Below are 15,132 nucleotides of genomic sequence, written 5' to 3'. Positions count from 1 at the left end.
GCTCAGTCCTCCAGAACCCAGGTGTCCTTGGTTCCGCCTCCCTGGCTGGAATTCACCACCAAAGACCCCTTTTTCAGCGCCACCCGCGTCAGCCCGCCGGGCGTAATTTTAACCCCGTCGGGCGAGACCAGAACGAAGGGGCGCAAATCCACATGGCGCGGCGCCAGCCCGGAACGCGCAAAGATCGGAACCGTCGACAGCGACAGAGTGGGCTGGGCAATGTAATTGGCAGGCCGCGCCTTGAGCTTTTTGCGAAACGCCGCCAGTTCGCGCTTGCTTGCTGCAGGCCCGATCAGCATGCCATAGCCGCCGGACCCGTGAACTTCCTTGACGACAAGCTCGGACAGGTTGTCCAGAACATAGGCCAGCGATTGCGGATCGGAACAGCGCCAGGTCGGCACGTTCTTCAATATGGGTTTTTCGCCCGTATAGAATTCGACGATTTCAGGCATATAGGAATAAATCGCCTTGTCATCGGCAATTCCGGTGCCGGGCGCATTGGCAATCGTGATGCCGCCAGCGCGGTAGACATCCAGAATACCCGGAACCCCCAACGCGCTTTCGGGGTTGAAATTCAGCGGGTCAAGAAATTCGTCATCGACGCGGCGATACAGAACATCGATTGGCTTGTAGCCGCGCGTCGTGCGCATGCAAACCCGCCCATCCGTCACGCGCAGATCGTGACCTTCGACCAGTTCAACCGCCATCTGGTCGGCAAGAAACGCATGTTCGAAATAGGCCGAGTTGTAAATGCCCGGCGTCAGCACCGCGACTGTCGGTTCGGCGGCGGCACAGGTCGGGGCGCAGGCCGCCAGTGACCGGCGCAGGTTGCGCGGATAATCAGAAACGCTGCGGACATTCGAGGCGCTGAAAAGCTCCGGGAACATCCGCAGCATGGTTTCGCGGTTTTCCAGCATATAGCTGACACCCGACGGTGTGCGCGCGTTGTCTTCGAGAACATAGAACTCGTCCGGCCCCGTGCGCACAAGGTCGATCCCGACGATATGGGTATAGATCTGCCCTGGCGGTGAAACACCGATCATCTGCGGCAGGAATGCCTCGTTCTCGGCAATCATCTCGGCCGGGACACGCCCGGCCCGCACGATTTCCTGCCGGTGATAGATGTCGTGCAGAAAAGCGTTGATCGCGCGCACCCGCTGGTCGATGCCCCGTTCAAGGCGCTTCCACTCGCGGCCCGATATCACGCGCGGCACGATATCGAACGGGATCAGCCGTTCTTCGGCCTCGGCCTTTCCATAGACATTGAAGGTGATCCCGGTCAGCCGGAAAACTTCTTCTGCCTCGCGCTGCTTTTTTCGCAGTCTTGCGGCATCCTCGGTATCCAGCCAGCTTCCGATTTCGCGGTACGGTCCCCGCAGCGACCCGTCGGCGTGATACATTTCGTCAAAGTACTGGTCCATTGGCCGAGTTTGACGAACCCGTTCAGGTTTGCAACCCCGTCAGGGCCCACGCCGGGTCCGCACGGCGGTCAATGTCTGATTTTCGGGCGGTTTGGGCGGCCCCAGGGGCCGGGTGCCGGGCGCAACGGGTCGCGCCCGGCAATTTTTTGTCAGAACTTGACCGAGGCCGTCACAAAGACGCTGCGGCCGGGTTCATCCAGCGCGACCACGTTCGACAGGCCATTCCCGTCCGAGGCACGCGACACGTAGGTCTCGTTGAACAGGTTGCGGACGTCGACGCGGAACTCGACATTGTCAAACTGCTTTGGCGTATATGACGCAAAGACGTTGAACACTTCGTAGGCAGGCAAGGTCGTCATGCCGCCAACACCTTCGGTGTCCTCGTTCTTCAGTGCGATCTCAGCCGTGCCGCCGACCGTCAGTTGCGGCGTCACCGCATAGCCCGCCGAAAGGCCAAAGATCTGGCCCACCGGGCGCCCATAGTAATACGCGGTCGAGCTTATCGTGTCGCCGTCCACCGTGACATCCGCATCGGTGAAGTTCAGGCGGATAAAGCCGCGCTGCGCCACATAGGCCAGCGATGCGTCGATCCCTTTGGAGGTCAGGTCAGCGGTATCGCGGCTAGAGCCAAGAATGTCGTTCACGTCATGGACCTTGGTGTAGAACAGCGCGCCGCTGGCCTCCCACGGGCCGTTGGCATACCGCAGACCCATCCGCGCGCTTTCGCCGCGCGATGTTGTGGGTGTGCCATAGGTCCACGGACCAAACAGGTTGATCAGCGACGCCTCGCTCAGCTCGTACCCGCCCCAGGTCGAGGCCGCGCCGATGTTGAAGGTCAGCGTGTCGGTCAACACCACGTCAAGCTGCGCATTGCCGCTGATGCCGGTTTCGCTGTAATCGGACCCGTCGGCCAGTTCGAATTTCTGGCTGTCGATCCGACCCCCGTAGGACAGTGAAACCCGCGAGCCGATATCCTGGCGCATCTGCGCATAAAGGCCGATATTGTCCAGCGTTTCCTTGGCAAACGGGGTCGTAAGCGGCCCGTCTGGCGTGGCGGTATCGTGAAAGAAATCAACCCCCGCGGTCAGAACGCCCGACCCGAAATTGAAATCGTTCTCGATCTTGCCGCTGAGGCTGGCATTCGTCCCGATCGCGGCCCCTGCTTCGACGCGCTGCTTGTTATAGGACAGTTGCACCATCGGCGAGAACCCCGTGGCGGGCGCTTCGTCGGTATAGGTGAACGTATAGGATGTGCGCTGCGCCAGTGCCGGCAGGTAAACACTGTCGCGCCCGACGACACCGGCAAAGTCCGGGCGGGCGAAATACAACCCGCCAGGCCCGGCCTGCATCGCGCGGTCGCCATTGTCTTCGGTCTGGTTGGCCGAGAACTCGAACCGCTTTCCGGTATCCGTGGTATAGGCAATCTTGCCGGTAATCGACGACAGATCGGGTTCCGTCCCCGGCACAACCTCGCCCGAACCGCTTTCGTAATCGTCACCGGTCATCCGGCTGCCGCTTAACAGGAACTCGAACCCCTGGCTGGCACCAAACAGGGACAAGGTCCGGCGGAAACTGTCGCCGTTATCGCCATAGCTGAGCAAGGCGTTGCCGCCAAAGGTCTGACCGTCCTCAAGCAGATCGCGCGCATCCATCGTTTCATAAGCGATGTAACCTGCCACCGCACCCGGCCCCGCATCGGCGGGCGAAATCCCCGAGCTGATATCGACTTGCCGCAGCAATGTCGGGTCCATCAGCACGTTTCCGGTATGGTGAAAGGCCGACTTGTTCTGGCGCGCGCCGTCAATGGTGACCGACAGCAGGCTTTCCTCGATCCCGTTGACCAGCACTTTTTGCGCAATGGCCGCGCCCCCTGTCGACACAACCTCGGATTCGCCGTCAAAGACATCGGCCATCGATGACGGGTTGCGCTCCTCGATTTCCTCGCGCGTGATGACCCGGTTGCCCAGCGTTTCCTGCGCGCTCGTATCCTCGACCCGGATCGGTGCCAGGTCGATCACTTCCTGCGCGGCCGATGCGGTCGCACCAAGGATCGCCGCCGACGCCAACAGCGCGGCTTTCTTTGTCAGAACCATATGGTCTGTCCCTCTCGGTATTTTTTGGTTTTCTGAGATTTGCGGGCGAAAGGGTCCAGGGACCGCACAGCTGGCTGACGCGGTTGGCGGTATAGAACCCGACTGTTTGAGTCAAGTTAGCGGACAGGCCTGCAATCCGGCCATGCGCGCTGTGGGCAGGTCAGGCCTCCAGCCGCTCCTGCGCCCAGGCGGCGGCATTCGGGTCCTGCTCGTCCAGACCGTTCACCAGGAACTGCGCCCGTTCTTCGACAAAGCCACTGACCTGGGCCACCCAGGGGGCAGCATCGCCGTCCATCGCCGTTATGTCGCTGACGGCCTGCGGCAAGTGGCTGATAACGGCCGAACACAGCTCGTTCACACGTTTCAGAACCGCGCTTTGGCTCAGACCGCACAGCGCGGCCTCGCGTTGCCAATGGCGCCCCTTGAAATAATCCCCGTCCCGCTTGGTCGCGATTGACATGGCCTGTTTCCTGGTGATGCCCGCCCACAGCTTGGCGCACATGACGTCATAGATCGGCGCCATCCGCACCCCGGTCGGCAGCACCATGACCGAATAGTTCTTGGCATGGGCATCCGTGTTGCAGGTGATCGCATTGAAGATCACGTAGTCAAAGATCGACAGGACCCCGCGCAGCGGGTCGAAATTGCGCATCACGCCGACGATATCGCGGACCCGCGGGCCGCGCTGGCCGGTGCCGTTATGCTCGTATTTCGCACTGGGCAACTGGCCCAGGGCCTGGCACATGTCCTCTTGGTGCAGGCGCCGCCAGGTGCCGTTCTGGTGCAACCGGTCATACCGTTGCACCAGAAGGAACCGGCGCGCGCCAGCGCGGCCCAGCCGGATATCCGGGGCGGGAATGCCGACCAGCCGGGCCAGGCGCAGGCACAGCGCCTCGTTATACACCCCGCCCGGCAATGCGGCGGCATCAGGTTTCAGAATCCAGGTCGAAGGCGCCCCATCGATCGGGATACAGACCGCGCCCGTGTCGTCCAGATGCACACCGATCTTGGTCTGCACACCGGCCAGCGACATCGAAACGCCCTCGTCCCCGACCAGAAACGGCTTTTTCGGCAGTTCTTCGATGATCCGTTCCAGCGCGTCCTCGTCCGGAACGGGCCGGCTTGCCATATGCGTCAGACCCCGCGCCGCAAAGGACATTGCCCCCGAAGTGTCACGCCCGATACTGGCCAGCAGGGCCAGCGGGTCGGCCTGTGACGCCCCGGTGGCGCGCGCCACCATCTCAAGCTGTCGGTCTTCGGGCAACAGGTTGGCCACCCAGGGCAGAACCTCGGTTTCGGCATGGTTCGGGCTGTCCAGCGGCATGCGGGTCGAAACCGGAAAGGCCCCCTGCAAGCTCTGCCAGCTTTGGGCATAGGTCAGCCGCGCGCCCAGGGCCGTGGCCTCGATTTCCGCAACCTCGCGGTTTTCGTAATAGATCTTCATCTCAGTCTTCCAGCGGCGGCAGACCGGCCGCGTCATCCGCGATCCCGTCAGGCAGGTCATCGCCCGGCACCGCCGAGGCGGACGCCTGAACCGTTGGGACAATCCCCAGATACCGCGCAATCCTCAGCGCCGGACCGATCCGCAGGGTTGGCTTGCCGTTTTCCATGTCGACGATATAGCGCCGCCCAACGCCGGTGGCGCTGGCCACGTCTTCCTGCCGCAACCCCTGCGCCTTTCTGCGCGCGCGCACCATCTGCCCGAAACGGCGCGCGTCCTCGGCCCCCGATGCCGCCGCGTCGGTCGGATGGGTCGGTGGATTGTCACGTTGCATGACGGCACCTCTGCCTAGCTGGGTCACGTAAATGTTCCTGATCGGGAACATACGGTGCAAGAATCCAAAATCAAGCCAAAATGTTCCCGATCGGGCACTTTTCGAAGCCCGCGGCCCAAATGCCCCAGATTGTTACCGATCGGGAACACCGACGCACCCAACCAAACAGATCGCCCCCGAACCCGCTGGGACCACATACAGCGGCACAACCTGTACCGCCGGGGCGGGTTTTGGCCAAAAGGGAAAGAAACCGCGAAATTTTCCCTCGTTAGTTTCCGAATCCCGAAACTATCTCCGATGATTGATCAATTTACCTTTGCCCCCACGCAAGGCAGTGTAGACGCGGGAGGAGTTTTTCATGCGCATAAAGCGGATCCAGGCGGCAACCGGCGTGACCCGGCGACCCGCACATCACCAAAACGCAACAGTATCCAAGGGGTCAGAATCACCCAGCCCCGCGCATGCCAAACAGCGTCCGGCCGCGAAGCCTCTGAAACCTAACGGATAAAAACGCTGGACGAAAATAGTTATAATCTATAATCATTATGAGCAATCACTAATCTCACGAGTGATCCTCATAGGTCATCAAGGGAGGAGACCATGACCAACTTGCGCAGAAACCTACTGAAGTCTGCAGTGGCGGCGATTGCATTCGGCGCCATGACAACCGGAGCCCTGGCGGCCGAGGTGACGCTGCGGATGCATCAGTTCCTGCCAGCACAGGCCAACGTGCCAAAGAACATCCTGGATGTCTGGGCTGACAAGATCGAGGCGGAATCCGATGGCCGGATCGAGATCCAGCGCTTTCCGGCGATGCAACTGGGCGGCAAGCCGCCCCAGCTGATCGACCAGGCCATTGACGGTGTTGCCGATATCGTCTGGACCGTTTCGGGTTACACCCCCGGCCGCTTTCCGCGGACCGAGGTGTTTGAACTGCCCTTCACCATGACCAATGCCGAAGCGGTCTCGCGCGCGTATTGGGATCTGGCCGAAGAAACCATGATGGATGACGACTTCAAGCAGTTCAAAGTCCTTGGGCTTTGGGTGCATGGTCCGGGTCTGATCCATTCCAAAACCCCCATCCAAAGCATCGACGACCTGAATGGCGTGAAACTGCGCGCACCCACGCGGGTGACCAACGGCCTGTTCAGCTCGCTTGGCGCAACGCCGGTCGGCATGCCGGTCCCGGCAGTCCCCGAAGCGCTGTCAAAGGGCGTGATCGACGCCACCGTCATTCCGTGGGAAGTGACCGGCGCGCTGAAAGTCACCGAACTGGTCGACAACCACACCACCTTTGGCGATGACACGCTTTACACCACCACTTTCATCTTTGCGATGAACAAGGATCGCTGGGATGCGCTGCCCGATGATCTGAAAGCGATTATCGACGCCAACTCGGGTGCTGAATTCTCGGCCTTTGCCGGCAAGCAGATGCAGGCGGATGACGCCGGGCCCCACAAGCAGGCGATGGAGCGCGGCAACAACATCATCACGCTCAGCCCCGAACAGGTCGAGGAATGGAAGGCCGCGTCGCAGCCCACCACCGAGGCCTGGGTTGCCGAGATGGATGAAAACGGACTGGACGGCACCGGCCTGCGTGCCCGTGCTCTTGAACTGATCGAGCAGTATTCGAGCAACTGATCCGACGTCGCCCCGGCCGGGACTGACCGGCCGGGGCGCCCCTTTTTCCGGAGAGTATCATGAACAAGATGGTAGAACGCATCGCGCGTTTCATGGCCATTCTCGGTGGTCTGGTCCTGACGGCCCTGGTCGTGCTGACCTGTATCAGCGTCCTGGGGCGTGGCCTGAACACTCTGGGGCATTCAGAGTTCCTGACCGCCCTGTCCGAGTCTGCCGCGCACGTCCTGATTGCGACAGGTGTCGGCCCGGTCACCGGTGACTTTGAACTGGTCGAAGCCGGTGTTGCCTTTGCCATATTCTCGTTCCTGCCGATCTGTCAGCTTTACGGGTCGCACGCCACGGTCGACGTGTTCACCAATGTCCTGCCTGACAAGGCAAACAAGGTGATCGTCACGTTCTGGGAAATCATCCTGTCGCTGGTCATCCTGTTGATCACCTGGCGTCTGTATGTCGGCCTGCAAAGCAAGCTCGACTATGGCGAGACCACGTTCCTGCTGCAATTTCCTGTCTGGTGGGCCTATGGGCTGAGCTTTGTTGCCGCTCTGGTCGCATCGCTTGTCGCCATCTATTGCGCGATTGCACAGGTCATCGAACTTATCACCGGGCGGCACATCCTGCCCTATCGCGGGGAGGCCGCACATTGACCATGCTTGAAATGGGCTACATGTCCTTCCCCGTCCTGCTGATCATGATTTTCCTGCGTGCGCCGATTGGCCTGGCCATGCTGCTGTGCGGGATCGGTGGGCTGTATTTCGCCATGGGCGGCCCCAACATGTTCATGGCCAAGCTCAAAACCGAGACCTATTCGACCTTTTCCAGCTATTCGCTGACCATCATCCCGATGTTCCTGCTGATGGGGCAGTTCGCCACCCTGTCGGGCATGTCCTCGGCCCTGTTCAAAGCCGCCGAAAGCTGGCTGGGCCACCGCAAGGGCGGTGTCGCGATGGCCGCGGTCGGGGCCTGCGCGGGGTTCGGCGCCATTTGCGGGTCGTCGCTGGCCACCGCCGCCACGATGAGCCGCGTCGCCCTGCCCGAGCTGCGCCGCTATGGTTATTCCGGCGGGTTTTCCACCGCGACACTGGCCGCAGGCGGGACGCTGGGGATCCTGATCCCACCTTCGGTGATCCTGGTGATCTATGCGATCCTGACCGAACAGAACATCGCCAAACTGTTTCTGGCCGCCTTCGTGCCCGGCCTGCTGGCGGCACTTGGCTATATCATCACCATCTCGATCTATGTGCGCATGTACCCCGATGCTGCCGGAACGCGTGAAGCGATCCCATACGCCGAGCGCATGCGGGCGCTGCTGGATGTATGGCCGGTTCTGCTGGTCTTTGGGCTGGTCGTCGGCGGGATCTACCTGGGATGGTTCACCCCAACCGAAGGCGCGGCCGTGGGTGCCGCGGGCACCGGCGTCATCGCTCTGGTGTCGGGGAACCTGAACTGGCAGGTATTTGTCGAAAGCATCATTGCCACGGCCACCAGCACCGCGATGATCTTCTTCATCGTGCTGGGCGCGGGGCTTTACAACAGCTTCCTGGCCCTGACCCAGGTGCCGCAGGAACTGTCCGGCTGGGTCGTCAGCCTGGGTCTCAGCCCGTGGATGGTCCTGAGCCTGATCCTGGTGTTCTACCTGATCTTCGGCTGCTTGATGGACAGTCTCTCGATGATCCTGCTGACAATTCCGATCTTCTTTCCGGTCATCAGCGCGCTGGATTTCGGGATGAGCCCCGAGCATGTGGCGATCTGGTTCGGCATATTGGTGCTGATCGTGGTCGAGGTCGGGCTGATCACGCCGCCTGTTGGCATGAACCTGTTCATCATCAACGCCATGGATCGGTCCACCCCGATGGTTCAGACCTATAAGGCGGTGATGTGGTTTGTCACTTCGGACATCGTCCGCGTCATCATCCTGGTTCTGTTCCCGGCCATCACCCTGTTCCTTATCCCCTAGCAAACCGGTTGCTGCGGGTCCCGCCCGATCCGCAGGAATTTAGATATGAGGCATACCAATGATTGATCATACCAAAACCGAGGTTTCGTCATGCAGATAAGTGAAAGCGTCGTGCTGGTCACCGGTGGCGGCAGCGGATTGGGTGCTGCAACCGCCCGGCACTTTGCCGCCCAGGGCGCAAAGGTTGCCGTTCTGGATTTCAACGCAGACGGCGCCAAGACCGTCGCGGACGAGATCGGTGGCCTGGCCCTGCAGGCCGATGTCAGCGACCAAGCCGCCGTCGGCGACGCCTTTGACGCCGCAACCGCGCATTTCGGGTCAGCGCCCCGTGTGTCGATCAGCTGTGCCGGTGTCGGCATGGCCGCGCGGATCGTGGGGCGTGAAAACAAGCTGTCCTTTGACGTGTTCGAACGAACCCTGCGCGTGAACCTTTTTGGCACCTACAACGTCATGAGCCACGCAGCCATGCGCATGGCGCAGCTGGACCCGCTGAAGGATGGCGAACGCGGCGTGATCATCAACACCGCGTCGGTCGCCTGGCAGGACGGGCAGTTGGGTCAGGCCGCTTATGCCGCATCCAAGGGGGCCATCGCCTCGATGTGCCTGCCTGCTGCGCGTGAATTCGCACAAACGGGCATCCGGGTCATGGCGATTGCGCCGGGCCTGTTCCACACCCCGATGATGGAAGGTCTGCCGGAAGAGGTCGCCGCCAAGATCACGGCCAACATCCCCTTTCCCGCCCGCCTTGGCGAAGCGCATGAGTTCGCCTTGCTGGCCGGGCAGATCGCAGAGAACCCGTTCCTGAACGGCACCACCATTCGTCTGGACGGCGCCGTGCGCCTGCCCCCCCGCTAAGGAGATCACAATGGCAACTGACATCCTGAACGTCGCCGTCGACGGCCCCATCGCGACCCTGACCATGAATCGCCCCGACAAGCGGAACGCAATGTGCGAGGAACTGCTGGTCGCGCTGGACGGTTTCTTTTCCGCACCCCCCAAGGACGTGCGCGTTGTGATCCTGACCGGCACGGCGGGGCACTATTGCTCGGGGCTGGACCTGTCGGAACATGTCCACCGCTCGGCCGAAGAGAACCTGCACCATTCCCGCCACTGGCACAGCGTCATGGACAAGATCCAGCTGGGCGGGCTGGTCGTGGTTTCCGCCATGTTCGGCGCAGTGATCGGCGGCGGGCTTGAACTTGCATCGGCAACCCATGTGCGGATTGCAGAACCATCGACCATGTTCCAGCTGCCCGAAGGCCGTCGCGGCATCTTTGTCGGCGGCGGTGCCACCGCGCGGGTTGGCCGTCTGTTGGGCGCTGACCGGATGACCGAAATGATGCTGACGGGCCGCAAATACGGCGCCGAAGAAGGCGTCGCGCTGGGTCTGGCGCATTACGCCGTGGGCGAAGGCGAGGCCCTGGCGCTGGCGCAAAAACTGGCGGGCAAGATTTCCCGCAACGCACCGTTGTCGAACTATCTGATGATCCAGGCCATCGCCCGGATCAACGAGATGTCACAAGGCGACGGTCTGTTCACGGAATCGCTGGCCGCTGCCCTGTCGCAAACGACACCGGATGCGCAAGAGGGGCTGCGGGCCTTTCTTGAAAAACGCGCCCCGAATTTCAGGTGATCCCATGACACGGGAACACTCTCGCAAACAGCCATCACCGGACAAGCCAACCGTCAGCGACACCACGCTGCGCAGCTTTGTCGGCTACCGCATGAAACGCGCCTTCAACGTGGTTCAGGACGACCTGACCGCAACCTTGCGGCCCTTTGACCTGCGTATGCTGACCTATACGGCCCTGGTTCTTATCGTCGACAATCCCGGCCTGCGGCAATCGCAGCTTGCGGATGCGATGGACATCGAGCGCCCCAATCTTGTTGTCATCATCGACGAGTTGGAACGCCGCGAACTGATCGTTCGCGACCGCGTGCCGACCGACCGGCGTGCCTATGCTCTCAGGGCGACGCTGGTCGGCCGGCAACTTTATGACAAGGCCGTCGCCGCCGTCACCGCCCACGAGGTCGAATTGCTGGCCGGGCTGGATGATGCAACCGTCGCAACCGTTCTGGACGCCCTCAGGGTGATCGAAAAGGCCAGGCAAAGGAGTTGAACATGCAACGCACTTCTGAATACCTTGCGCATTCCGTGTCCCGCGAAGACCGCGCAGACGGCACCATCTTGCTGAAATCCAACTATGACCTGGGGCCGGTTGCCGACAAGACCGGCGACTGGCTGCACCGCTGGGCCAAAGAGGCTCCGGACCGGACCTTTATCGCCGAACGCAGCGGTGCGGGCTGGCGCGAGGAAAGCTATGCGGCCACGCTGCAAAAGGTCCGCGCCATTGCCAGCGCGCTGCTGGCGCGCGGGATGGGGCCGGATACACCGATCATCATCATGTCCGGCAACGGTGTCGATCACGGGCTGCTCAGCCTGGCGGCGCAATATGTTGGCGTGCCCACCGCCCCCGTGGCCGAACAATACGCGTTGATCCATGGCGCCCATGGCCGCCTGCGCCATGCCATCGAACTGGTGGGCCCGAAAATGGCCTATGTGGTTGATGCGGATCAGTATGGCGAGGCGCTGGCGCTGGACGCGCTGGACGGGATCGAGATCGTGGCCAGCCGGACCGGCAGCAACACGGCCGTGACACCCTTTGACACGCTGCTCAAGGGGGATGCCAGTGTTGACCTGGACGCCGCCTATGCCAAGGTCGGCCCGGATTCGGTCGCCAAGATCCTGATGACCAGCGGATCGACCTCTGCCCCAAAGGGTGTGGTCACGACCCAGCGGATGATGTGCGTGAACCAGACCATGCTGGCCGACGCCCTGCCGTTTCTGCGCGCCCGCCCGCCACGCGTGGTTGACTGGCTGCCGTGGAACCACGTTTTTGGCGGATCGCACAATTTCAACATGATGCTGGCCAATGGCGGCAGTTTCTACATCGACGACGGCAAACCGGTGAAGGGCCTGTTCGACCGCACGCTGGAAAACCTCTCGATGGTTACCGGCACGCTCAGCTTCAACGTCCCCGTGGGGTACGGCATGCTGCTGGGTGCATTGCAGCAGGACACCGCGCTGCGCCAGCGGTTCTTTCAGGACCTTGACCTGGTCTTTTATGCCGGCGCGTCCCTGCCACAGGATATCTGGTCGGGGTTCGAACAGATGGCGATGGAGGTCAAAGGCGAAATCCCCCTGATGACCTCGTCCTGGGGGCTGACCGAAACCGCGCCTGCCACCATGATGCAAAGCGAACCGATCGACCGCTCGGGTGTTGTTGGCGTGCCAATGAACGGCGTCACGCTCAAGCTGATCCCGGACGAGGACATGCGCTGTGAAATGCGCATCAAGGGGCCCAACCTGATGCCCGGATATTTCAACGATCCCGAAAAGACGGCGGATGCGTTCGACGACGAAGGCTTTTTCATCACCGGCGACGCGATGCAGTTCATCGACCGGGACGATGTGAACAAGGGCATGAAATTCGACGGCCGGATTTCCGAGGATTTCAAGCTTTTGACCGGGACATGGGTGCGGGCCGCGCAGCTGCGTATGGACATGCTGACCTGCCTTGCCCCGCTTGCGGCCGACCTGGTCATCACCGGCGCCGACCGCAACGAGATCGGCGTCATGGTCTTCCCCGATGTGGGCGAGCTGAAACGCGAGGGCTTTGACCTGACCGACGACGAAGGGGCCTATCGCTGCAAGCTGTTGCAGGGCGAGATCCAACGCCGCCTGGCCGAGCGCGCGCGCGAGATTTCGGGCAGCTCTACGCGGGTCGGGCGCGCCATCGTCCTGAGCGAACCGGCCTCGATGCCCGAGGGTGAAATGACGGCCAAGGGCAACCTGAATTTCCGCAAGGTGCTGACACGGCGCCAGAAATTGCTGGAACGGCTTTATGACGACGCCGACCCGGCAACAGTCACGATCTGAGAAAGGAACGGACAGATGGTCGATATTACCAAGGTTCGCGCGATCGATATTCATACCCACGCCGAAGAACCCTGCGGATGCCATTCGGATGACGGGTATGACGATCTGCAGGCGACCATGGCCAGCTATTTCGGCGCGCCCTGGAGCCACCCGCCGACCGTGCCGCAAACCGCGCAGCATTACCGCGACCAGAACATCGCCGCGGTGATCTTTCCGGTCGATGCCGAGCGCGAAACCGGGTACCGGCGCTACAAGAACGAAGAAGTGGCCGAGCTTGCGGCAGAAAACGACGACGTGCTGATCCCGTTTGCCTCGATCGACCCGCACAAGGGCAAGATGGGCGCCCGCGAAGCGCGCCGCCTGATCCGGGATTTCGGCATCAAAGGGTTCAAGTTTCACCCCACGATGCAGGGCTTTTACCCCAATGACCGCATGGCATACGGCCTGTATGAGGCAATCGCCGAAGAAGGCGGCATCGCGCTGTTTCATACCGGCCAGACCGGCGTCGGGTCGGGCATGCGGGCTGGCAACGGGATGCGCCTGAAATACTCGAACCCGATGTATATGGATGATGTCGCGGTCGACTTTCCCGACATGAAAATCATCCTCGCGCACCCGTCCTTCCCCTGGCAGGAAGAGGCGCTGGCCGTGGCCCAGCACAAGCCCAACGTCTATATCGACCTGTCCGGCTGGTCTCCCAAGTATTTCCCGGAAATCCTGGTGAAATACTGCAACTCGATCCTCAAGAAAAAGGTGTTGTTCGGGTCGGACTGGCCGATGATCACACCCGAACGCTGGCTGTCGGATTTCGAAAAGATCAACATCAAGGACGAGCTGCGCCCGGACATCATCAAGGGCAATGCCGCCCGCCTGCTGGGGCTGGCGGACTGATGCAGCCCCCTGCCCCGTCGCTGACCCACGCCTTTACCTTACGGGTCGAACTGGCCGCCCCGATCGAGATGGGTCAGGGCCGCGCGGGGCAGCGGCGGATCATCCCGATCATCGGCGGGGCCGCGCTGGGGCCGGACATAACGGGCGAGGTGATGAACCTCGGGGCGGACTGGCAGACGATTTTTGCCGACGGGGCCGCGCATCTGGACACACGCTATGCCGTGAAGACCCATGATGGCGCTGTCATCGAGATCGTGAATATCGGAACCCGCCACGGCCCGCCCGAGGTCATGACCAAGCTGGCGGCGGGCCAGGATGTGGACCCGTCGCACTATTACATGCGCACGGCCGCGCGCCTGGAAACCGGGGACGACCGGTACGCCTGGGTCAATCACGCCCTGTTCATCTGCTCGGGCATTCGCCGCGCGTCGGCTGTCGAAATCGACTATTACCGGGTCCGCTAGGACGCGGTCACCAACACAGCACAAACGCAAAGGAACAGAACCATGAAAAGCTATATCTTGGCCGCCGCGCTGTCTGCTCTGTTCGCGACCGGAGTATCGGCCGCGACGTTTTCCGATGTCGCTTATGGCGACAAGGCGCGCAACCAATTGGACATCTATGTGCCCGACGAGGTGAGCAACCCGCCCATCGTCGTTTTCATTCACGGCGGCCGCTGGTTTCGCAACGACAAGACCCAAATCGAGCTGCACGACCGGGTGAACCTTTTGCTGGATGCCGGGATCGCCATCGCCTCGATCAACTATACCTTCACCGACGAAGCCATATGGCCGGCGCAGCTGGATGATTTGCGCAAGGCCTTCGACTTTGTCCGCGAAAATGGCGAAACCTATGGCTATGACGCGTCCGAAGTTGCCGTCTGGGGTCAGTCCTCGGGGGCGCATCTGGCCCTATGGGCCGCGTTTGATCAGGCGCAATCGCCCGATACCCGGCTGGACGCGCTGGTGTCGTGGTATGCGCCGTCTGACCTGTATGCTCTCATCCCCGACCGCAGCGCCGATGACGTGACCGACAAGGGCAACCTTGCCGAGGAACCAACGCCTGAATCCCTGCTGATCGGGGCACCTGTGGCTGAAAACAAGGCCCTGGCCGACGCGGCAAGCCCGGTGTTCTTTCTGGACACCCTGGCCGGGGATACGCCGCTGCCGCCAACCCTTTTGGTGCATGGCACCGAGGATTTCGTGGTCTCGCCCTTGCAGACGGAACGCCTGTTTGCGGCGATGCAGGCGCGCCCGGGCGCAAGCCAGGTCGACCTGCGCCGGGTCGAGGGCGCCAGCCACGGCGGTGACGGGTTCAACACCGAGGTTGCCCCGGTCATCGCGTTTCTCAAGGCCGCGTTCGCAAGCGACAAATAGCTGAAGACCGACCCTTTCGGCACCGCGTTCACCTGTTTCGG

General features: G+C 61.8%; 14 protein-coding genes. 10 read left to right on the top strand and 4 right to left on the bottom strand.

The annotated features are described in order from the left end of the window. Positions 1-2 precede the first annotated feature (2 nt). From ACXAG8_RS08150 to ACXAG8_RS08135, 4 genes are all read right to left on the bottom strand, one after another. The gene (locus tag ACXAG8_RS08150; RefSeq protein WP_475223343.1) at positions 3-1,421 is read right to left on the bottom strand and encodes a circularly permuted type 2 ATP-grasp protein; all 1,419 of its coding nucleotides are present in this window, start codon (positions 1,419-1,421) and stop codon (positions 3-5) included. Positions 1,422-1,570: 149 nt separating this feature from the next. Continuing rightward, a complete protein-coding gene (locus tag ACXAG8_RS08145; RefSeq protein WP_475223342.1) occupies positions 1,571-3,514 on the bottom strand; it encodes a TonB-dependent receptor domain-containing protein in 1,944 nt (647 codons plus the stop codon). A gap of 160 nt (positions 3,515-3,674) precedes the next feature. Continuing rightward, positions 3,675-4,958, bottom strand: coding sequence for a HipA domain-containing protein (locus ACXAG8_RS08140; RefSeq protein ID WP_475223341.1), 1,284 nt, complete (start codon positions 4,956-4,958; stop codon positions 3,675-3,677). 1 nt (position 4,959) lies between these two features. Then, the gene (locus tag ACXAG8_RS08135; protein ID WP_475223340.1) at positions 4,960-5,289 is read right to left on the bottom strand and encodes a helix-turn-helix transcriptional regulator; all 330 of its coding nucleotides are present in this window, start codon (positions 5,287-5,289) and stop codon (positions 4,960-4,962) included. Between the two features lie 660 nt (positions 5,290-5,949). Between ACXAG8_RS08135 and ACXAG8_RS08130 the strand changes: the two genes are divergently transcribed. The 10 genes from ACXAG8_RS08130 to ACXAG8_RS08085 all read left to right on the top strand — a co-directional run bounded on the left by ACXAG8_RS08130 (position 5,950) and on the right by ACXAG8_RS08085 (position 15,091). After that, positions 5,950-6,930, top strand: coding sequence for a TRAP transporter substrate-binding protein (locus tag ACXAG8_RS08130; RefSeq protein WP_475223339.1), 981 nt, complete (start codon positions 5,950-5,952; stop codon positions 6,928-6,930). Positions 6,931-6,989: 59 nt separating this feature from the next. Further along, the gene (locus ACXAG8_RS08125; protein ID WP_475223338.1) at positions 6,990-7,574 is read left to right on the top strand and encodes a TRAP transporter small permease; all 585 of its coding nucleotides are present in this window, start codon (positions 6,990-6,992) and stop codon (positions 7,572-7,574) included. After that, complete coding sequence (locus ACXAG8_RS08120) at positions 7,571-8,884, top strand: TRAP transporter large permease (RefSeq protein WP_475223337.1); 1,314 nt, start codon at positions 7,571-7,573, stop codon at positions 8,882-8,884. Before ACXAG8_RS08125 ends, ACXAG8_RS08120 begins: the two co-directional genes overlap by 4 nt. Positions 8,885-8,974: 90 nt before the next feature. Next, entirely contained in the window at positions 8,975-9,739 is a 765-nt protein-coding gene (locus ACXAG8_RS08115; protein ID WP_475223336.1) for an SDR family NAD(P)-dependent oxidoreductase, read from the top strand. Positions 9,740-9,749: 10 nt separating this feature from the next. After that, positions 9,750-10,517 (top strand): crotonase/enoyl-CoA hydratase family protein, encoded by a 768-nt coding sequence (locus ACXAG8_RS08110; RefSeq protein ID WP_475223335.1) that lies wholly within the window; start codon positions 9,750-9,752, stop codon positions 10,515-10,517. 4 nt (positions 10,518-10,521) lie between these two features. Continuing rightward, positions 10,522-11,004 (top strand): MarR family winged helix-turn-helix transcriptional regulator, encoded by a 483-nt coding sequence (locus ACXAG8_RS08105; protein ID WP_475223334.1) that lies wholly within the window; start codon positions 10,522-10,524, stop codon positions 11,002-11,004. A 2-nt stretch (positions 11,005-11,006) separates the two neighbouring features. Beyond that, positions 11,007-12,824 (top strand): feruloyl-CoA synthase, encoded by a 1,818-nt coding sequence (locus tag ACXAG8_RS08100; RefSeq protein WP_475223333.1) that lies wholly within the window; start codon positions 11,007-11,009, stop codon positions 12,822-12,824. A 15-nt stretch (positions 12,825-12,839) separates the two neighbouring features. Beyond that, the gene (locus tag ACXAG8_RS08095; RefSeq protein ID WP_475223332.1) at positions 12,840-13,715 is read left to right on the top strand and encodes an amidohydrolase family protein; all 876 of its coding nucleotides are present in this window, start codon (positions 12,840-12,842) and stop codon (positions 13,713-13,715) included. Then, positions 13,715-14,179, top strand: coding sequence for a DUF3237 domain-containing protein (locus tag ACXAG8_RS08090; protein WP_475223328.1), 465 nt, complete (start codon positions 13,715-13,717; stop codon positions 14,177-14,179). The genes ACXAG8_RS08095 and ACXAG8_RS08090 overlap by 1 nt, the downstream gene beginning before the upstream one ends. A gap of 42 nt (positions 14,180-14,221) precedes the next feature. Beyond that, the gene (locus ACXAG8_RS08085) at positions 14,222-15,091 is read left to right on the top strand and encodes an alpha/beta fold hydrolase (protein ID WP_475223326.1); all 870 of its coding nucleotides are present in this window, start codon (positions 14,222-14,224) and stop codon (positions 15,089-15,091) included. The last annotated feature ends 41 nt before the right edge of the window (positions 15,092-15,132 follow it).

The sequence above is a fragment of the Ruegeria sp. ABD4_443 genome (genome assembly GCF_056160865.1).
This window is presented reverse-complemented; position numbering and strand designations above follow the sequence as displayed.

Excerpts from the sequence above, each read along its gene's own strand:
- ACXAG8_RS08095 (WP_475223332.1), top strand. The coding sequence starts at position 12,840 with ATGGTCGATATTACCAAGGTTCGCGCGATCGATATTCATACCCACGCC.
- ACXAG8_RS08090 (WP_475223328.1), top strand. The coding sequence starts at position 13,715 with ATGCAGCCCCCTGCCCCGTCGCTGACCCACGCCTTTACCTTACGGGTC.
- ACXAG8_RS08105 (WP_475223334.1), top strand. The coding sequence starts at position 10,522 with ATGACACGGGAACACTCTCGCAAACAGCCATCACCGGACAAGCCAACC.
- ACXAG8_RS08140 (WP_475223341.1), bottom strand. The coding sequence starts at position 4,958 with ATGAAGATCTATTACGAAAACCGCGAGGTTGCGGAAATCGAGGCCACG.
- ACXAG8_RS08135 (WP_475223340.1), bottom strand. The coding sequence starts at position 5,289 with ATGCAACGTGACAATCCACCGACCCATCCGACCGACGCGGCGGCATCG.
- ACXAG8_RS08110 (WP_475223335.1), top strand. The coding sequence starts at position 9,750 with ATGGCAACTGACATCCTGAACGTCGCCGTCGACGGCCCCATCGCGACC.
- ACXAG8_RS08145 (WP_475223342.1), bottom strand. The coding sequence starts at position 3,514 with ATGGTTCTGACAAAGAAAGCCGCGCTGTTGGCGTCGGCGGCGATCCTT.
- ACXAG8_RS08130 (WP_475223339.1), top strand. The coding sequence starts at position 5,950 with ATGACAACCGGAGCCCTGGCGGCCGAGGTGACGCTGCGGATGCATCAG.
- ACXAG8_RS08085 (WP_475223326.1), top strand. The coding sequence starts at position 14,222 with ATGAAAAGCTATATCTTGGCCGCCGCGCTGTCTGCTCTGTTCGCGACC.
- ACXAG8_RS08115 (WP_475223336.1), top strand. The coding sequence starts at position 8,975 with ATGCAGATAAGTGAAAGCGTCGTGCTGGTCACCGGTGGCGGCAGCGGA.
- ACXAG8_RS08150 (WP_475223343.1), bottom strand. The coding sequence starts at position 1,421 with ATGGACCAGTACTTTGACGAAATGTATCACGCCGACGGGTCGCTGCGG.
- ACXAG8_RS08125 (WP_475223338.1), top strand. The coding sequence starts at position 6,990 with ATGAACAAGATGGTAGAACGCATCGCGCGTTTCATGGCCATTCTCGGT.
- ACXAG8_RS08100 (WP_475223333.1), top strand. The coding sequence starts at position 11,007 with ATGCAACGCACTTCTGAATACCTTGCGCATTCCGTGTCCCGCGAAGAC.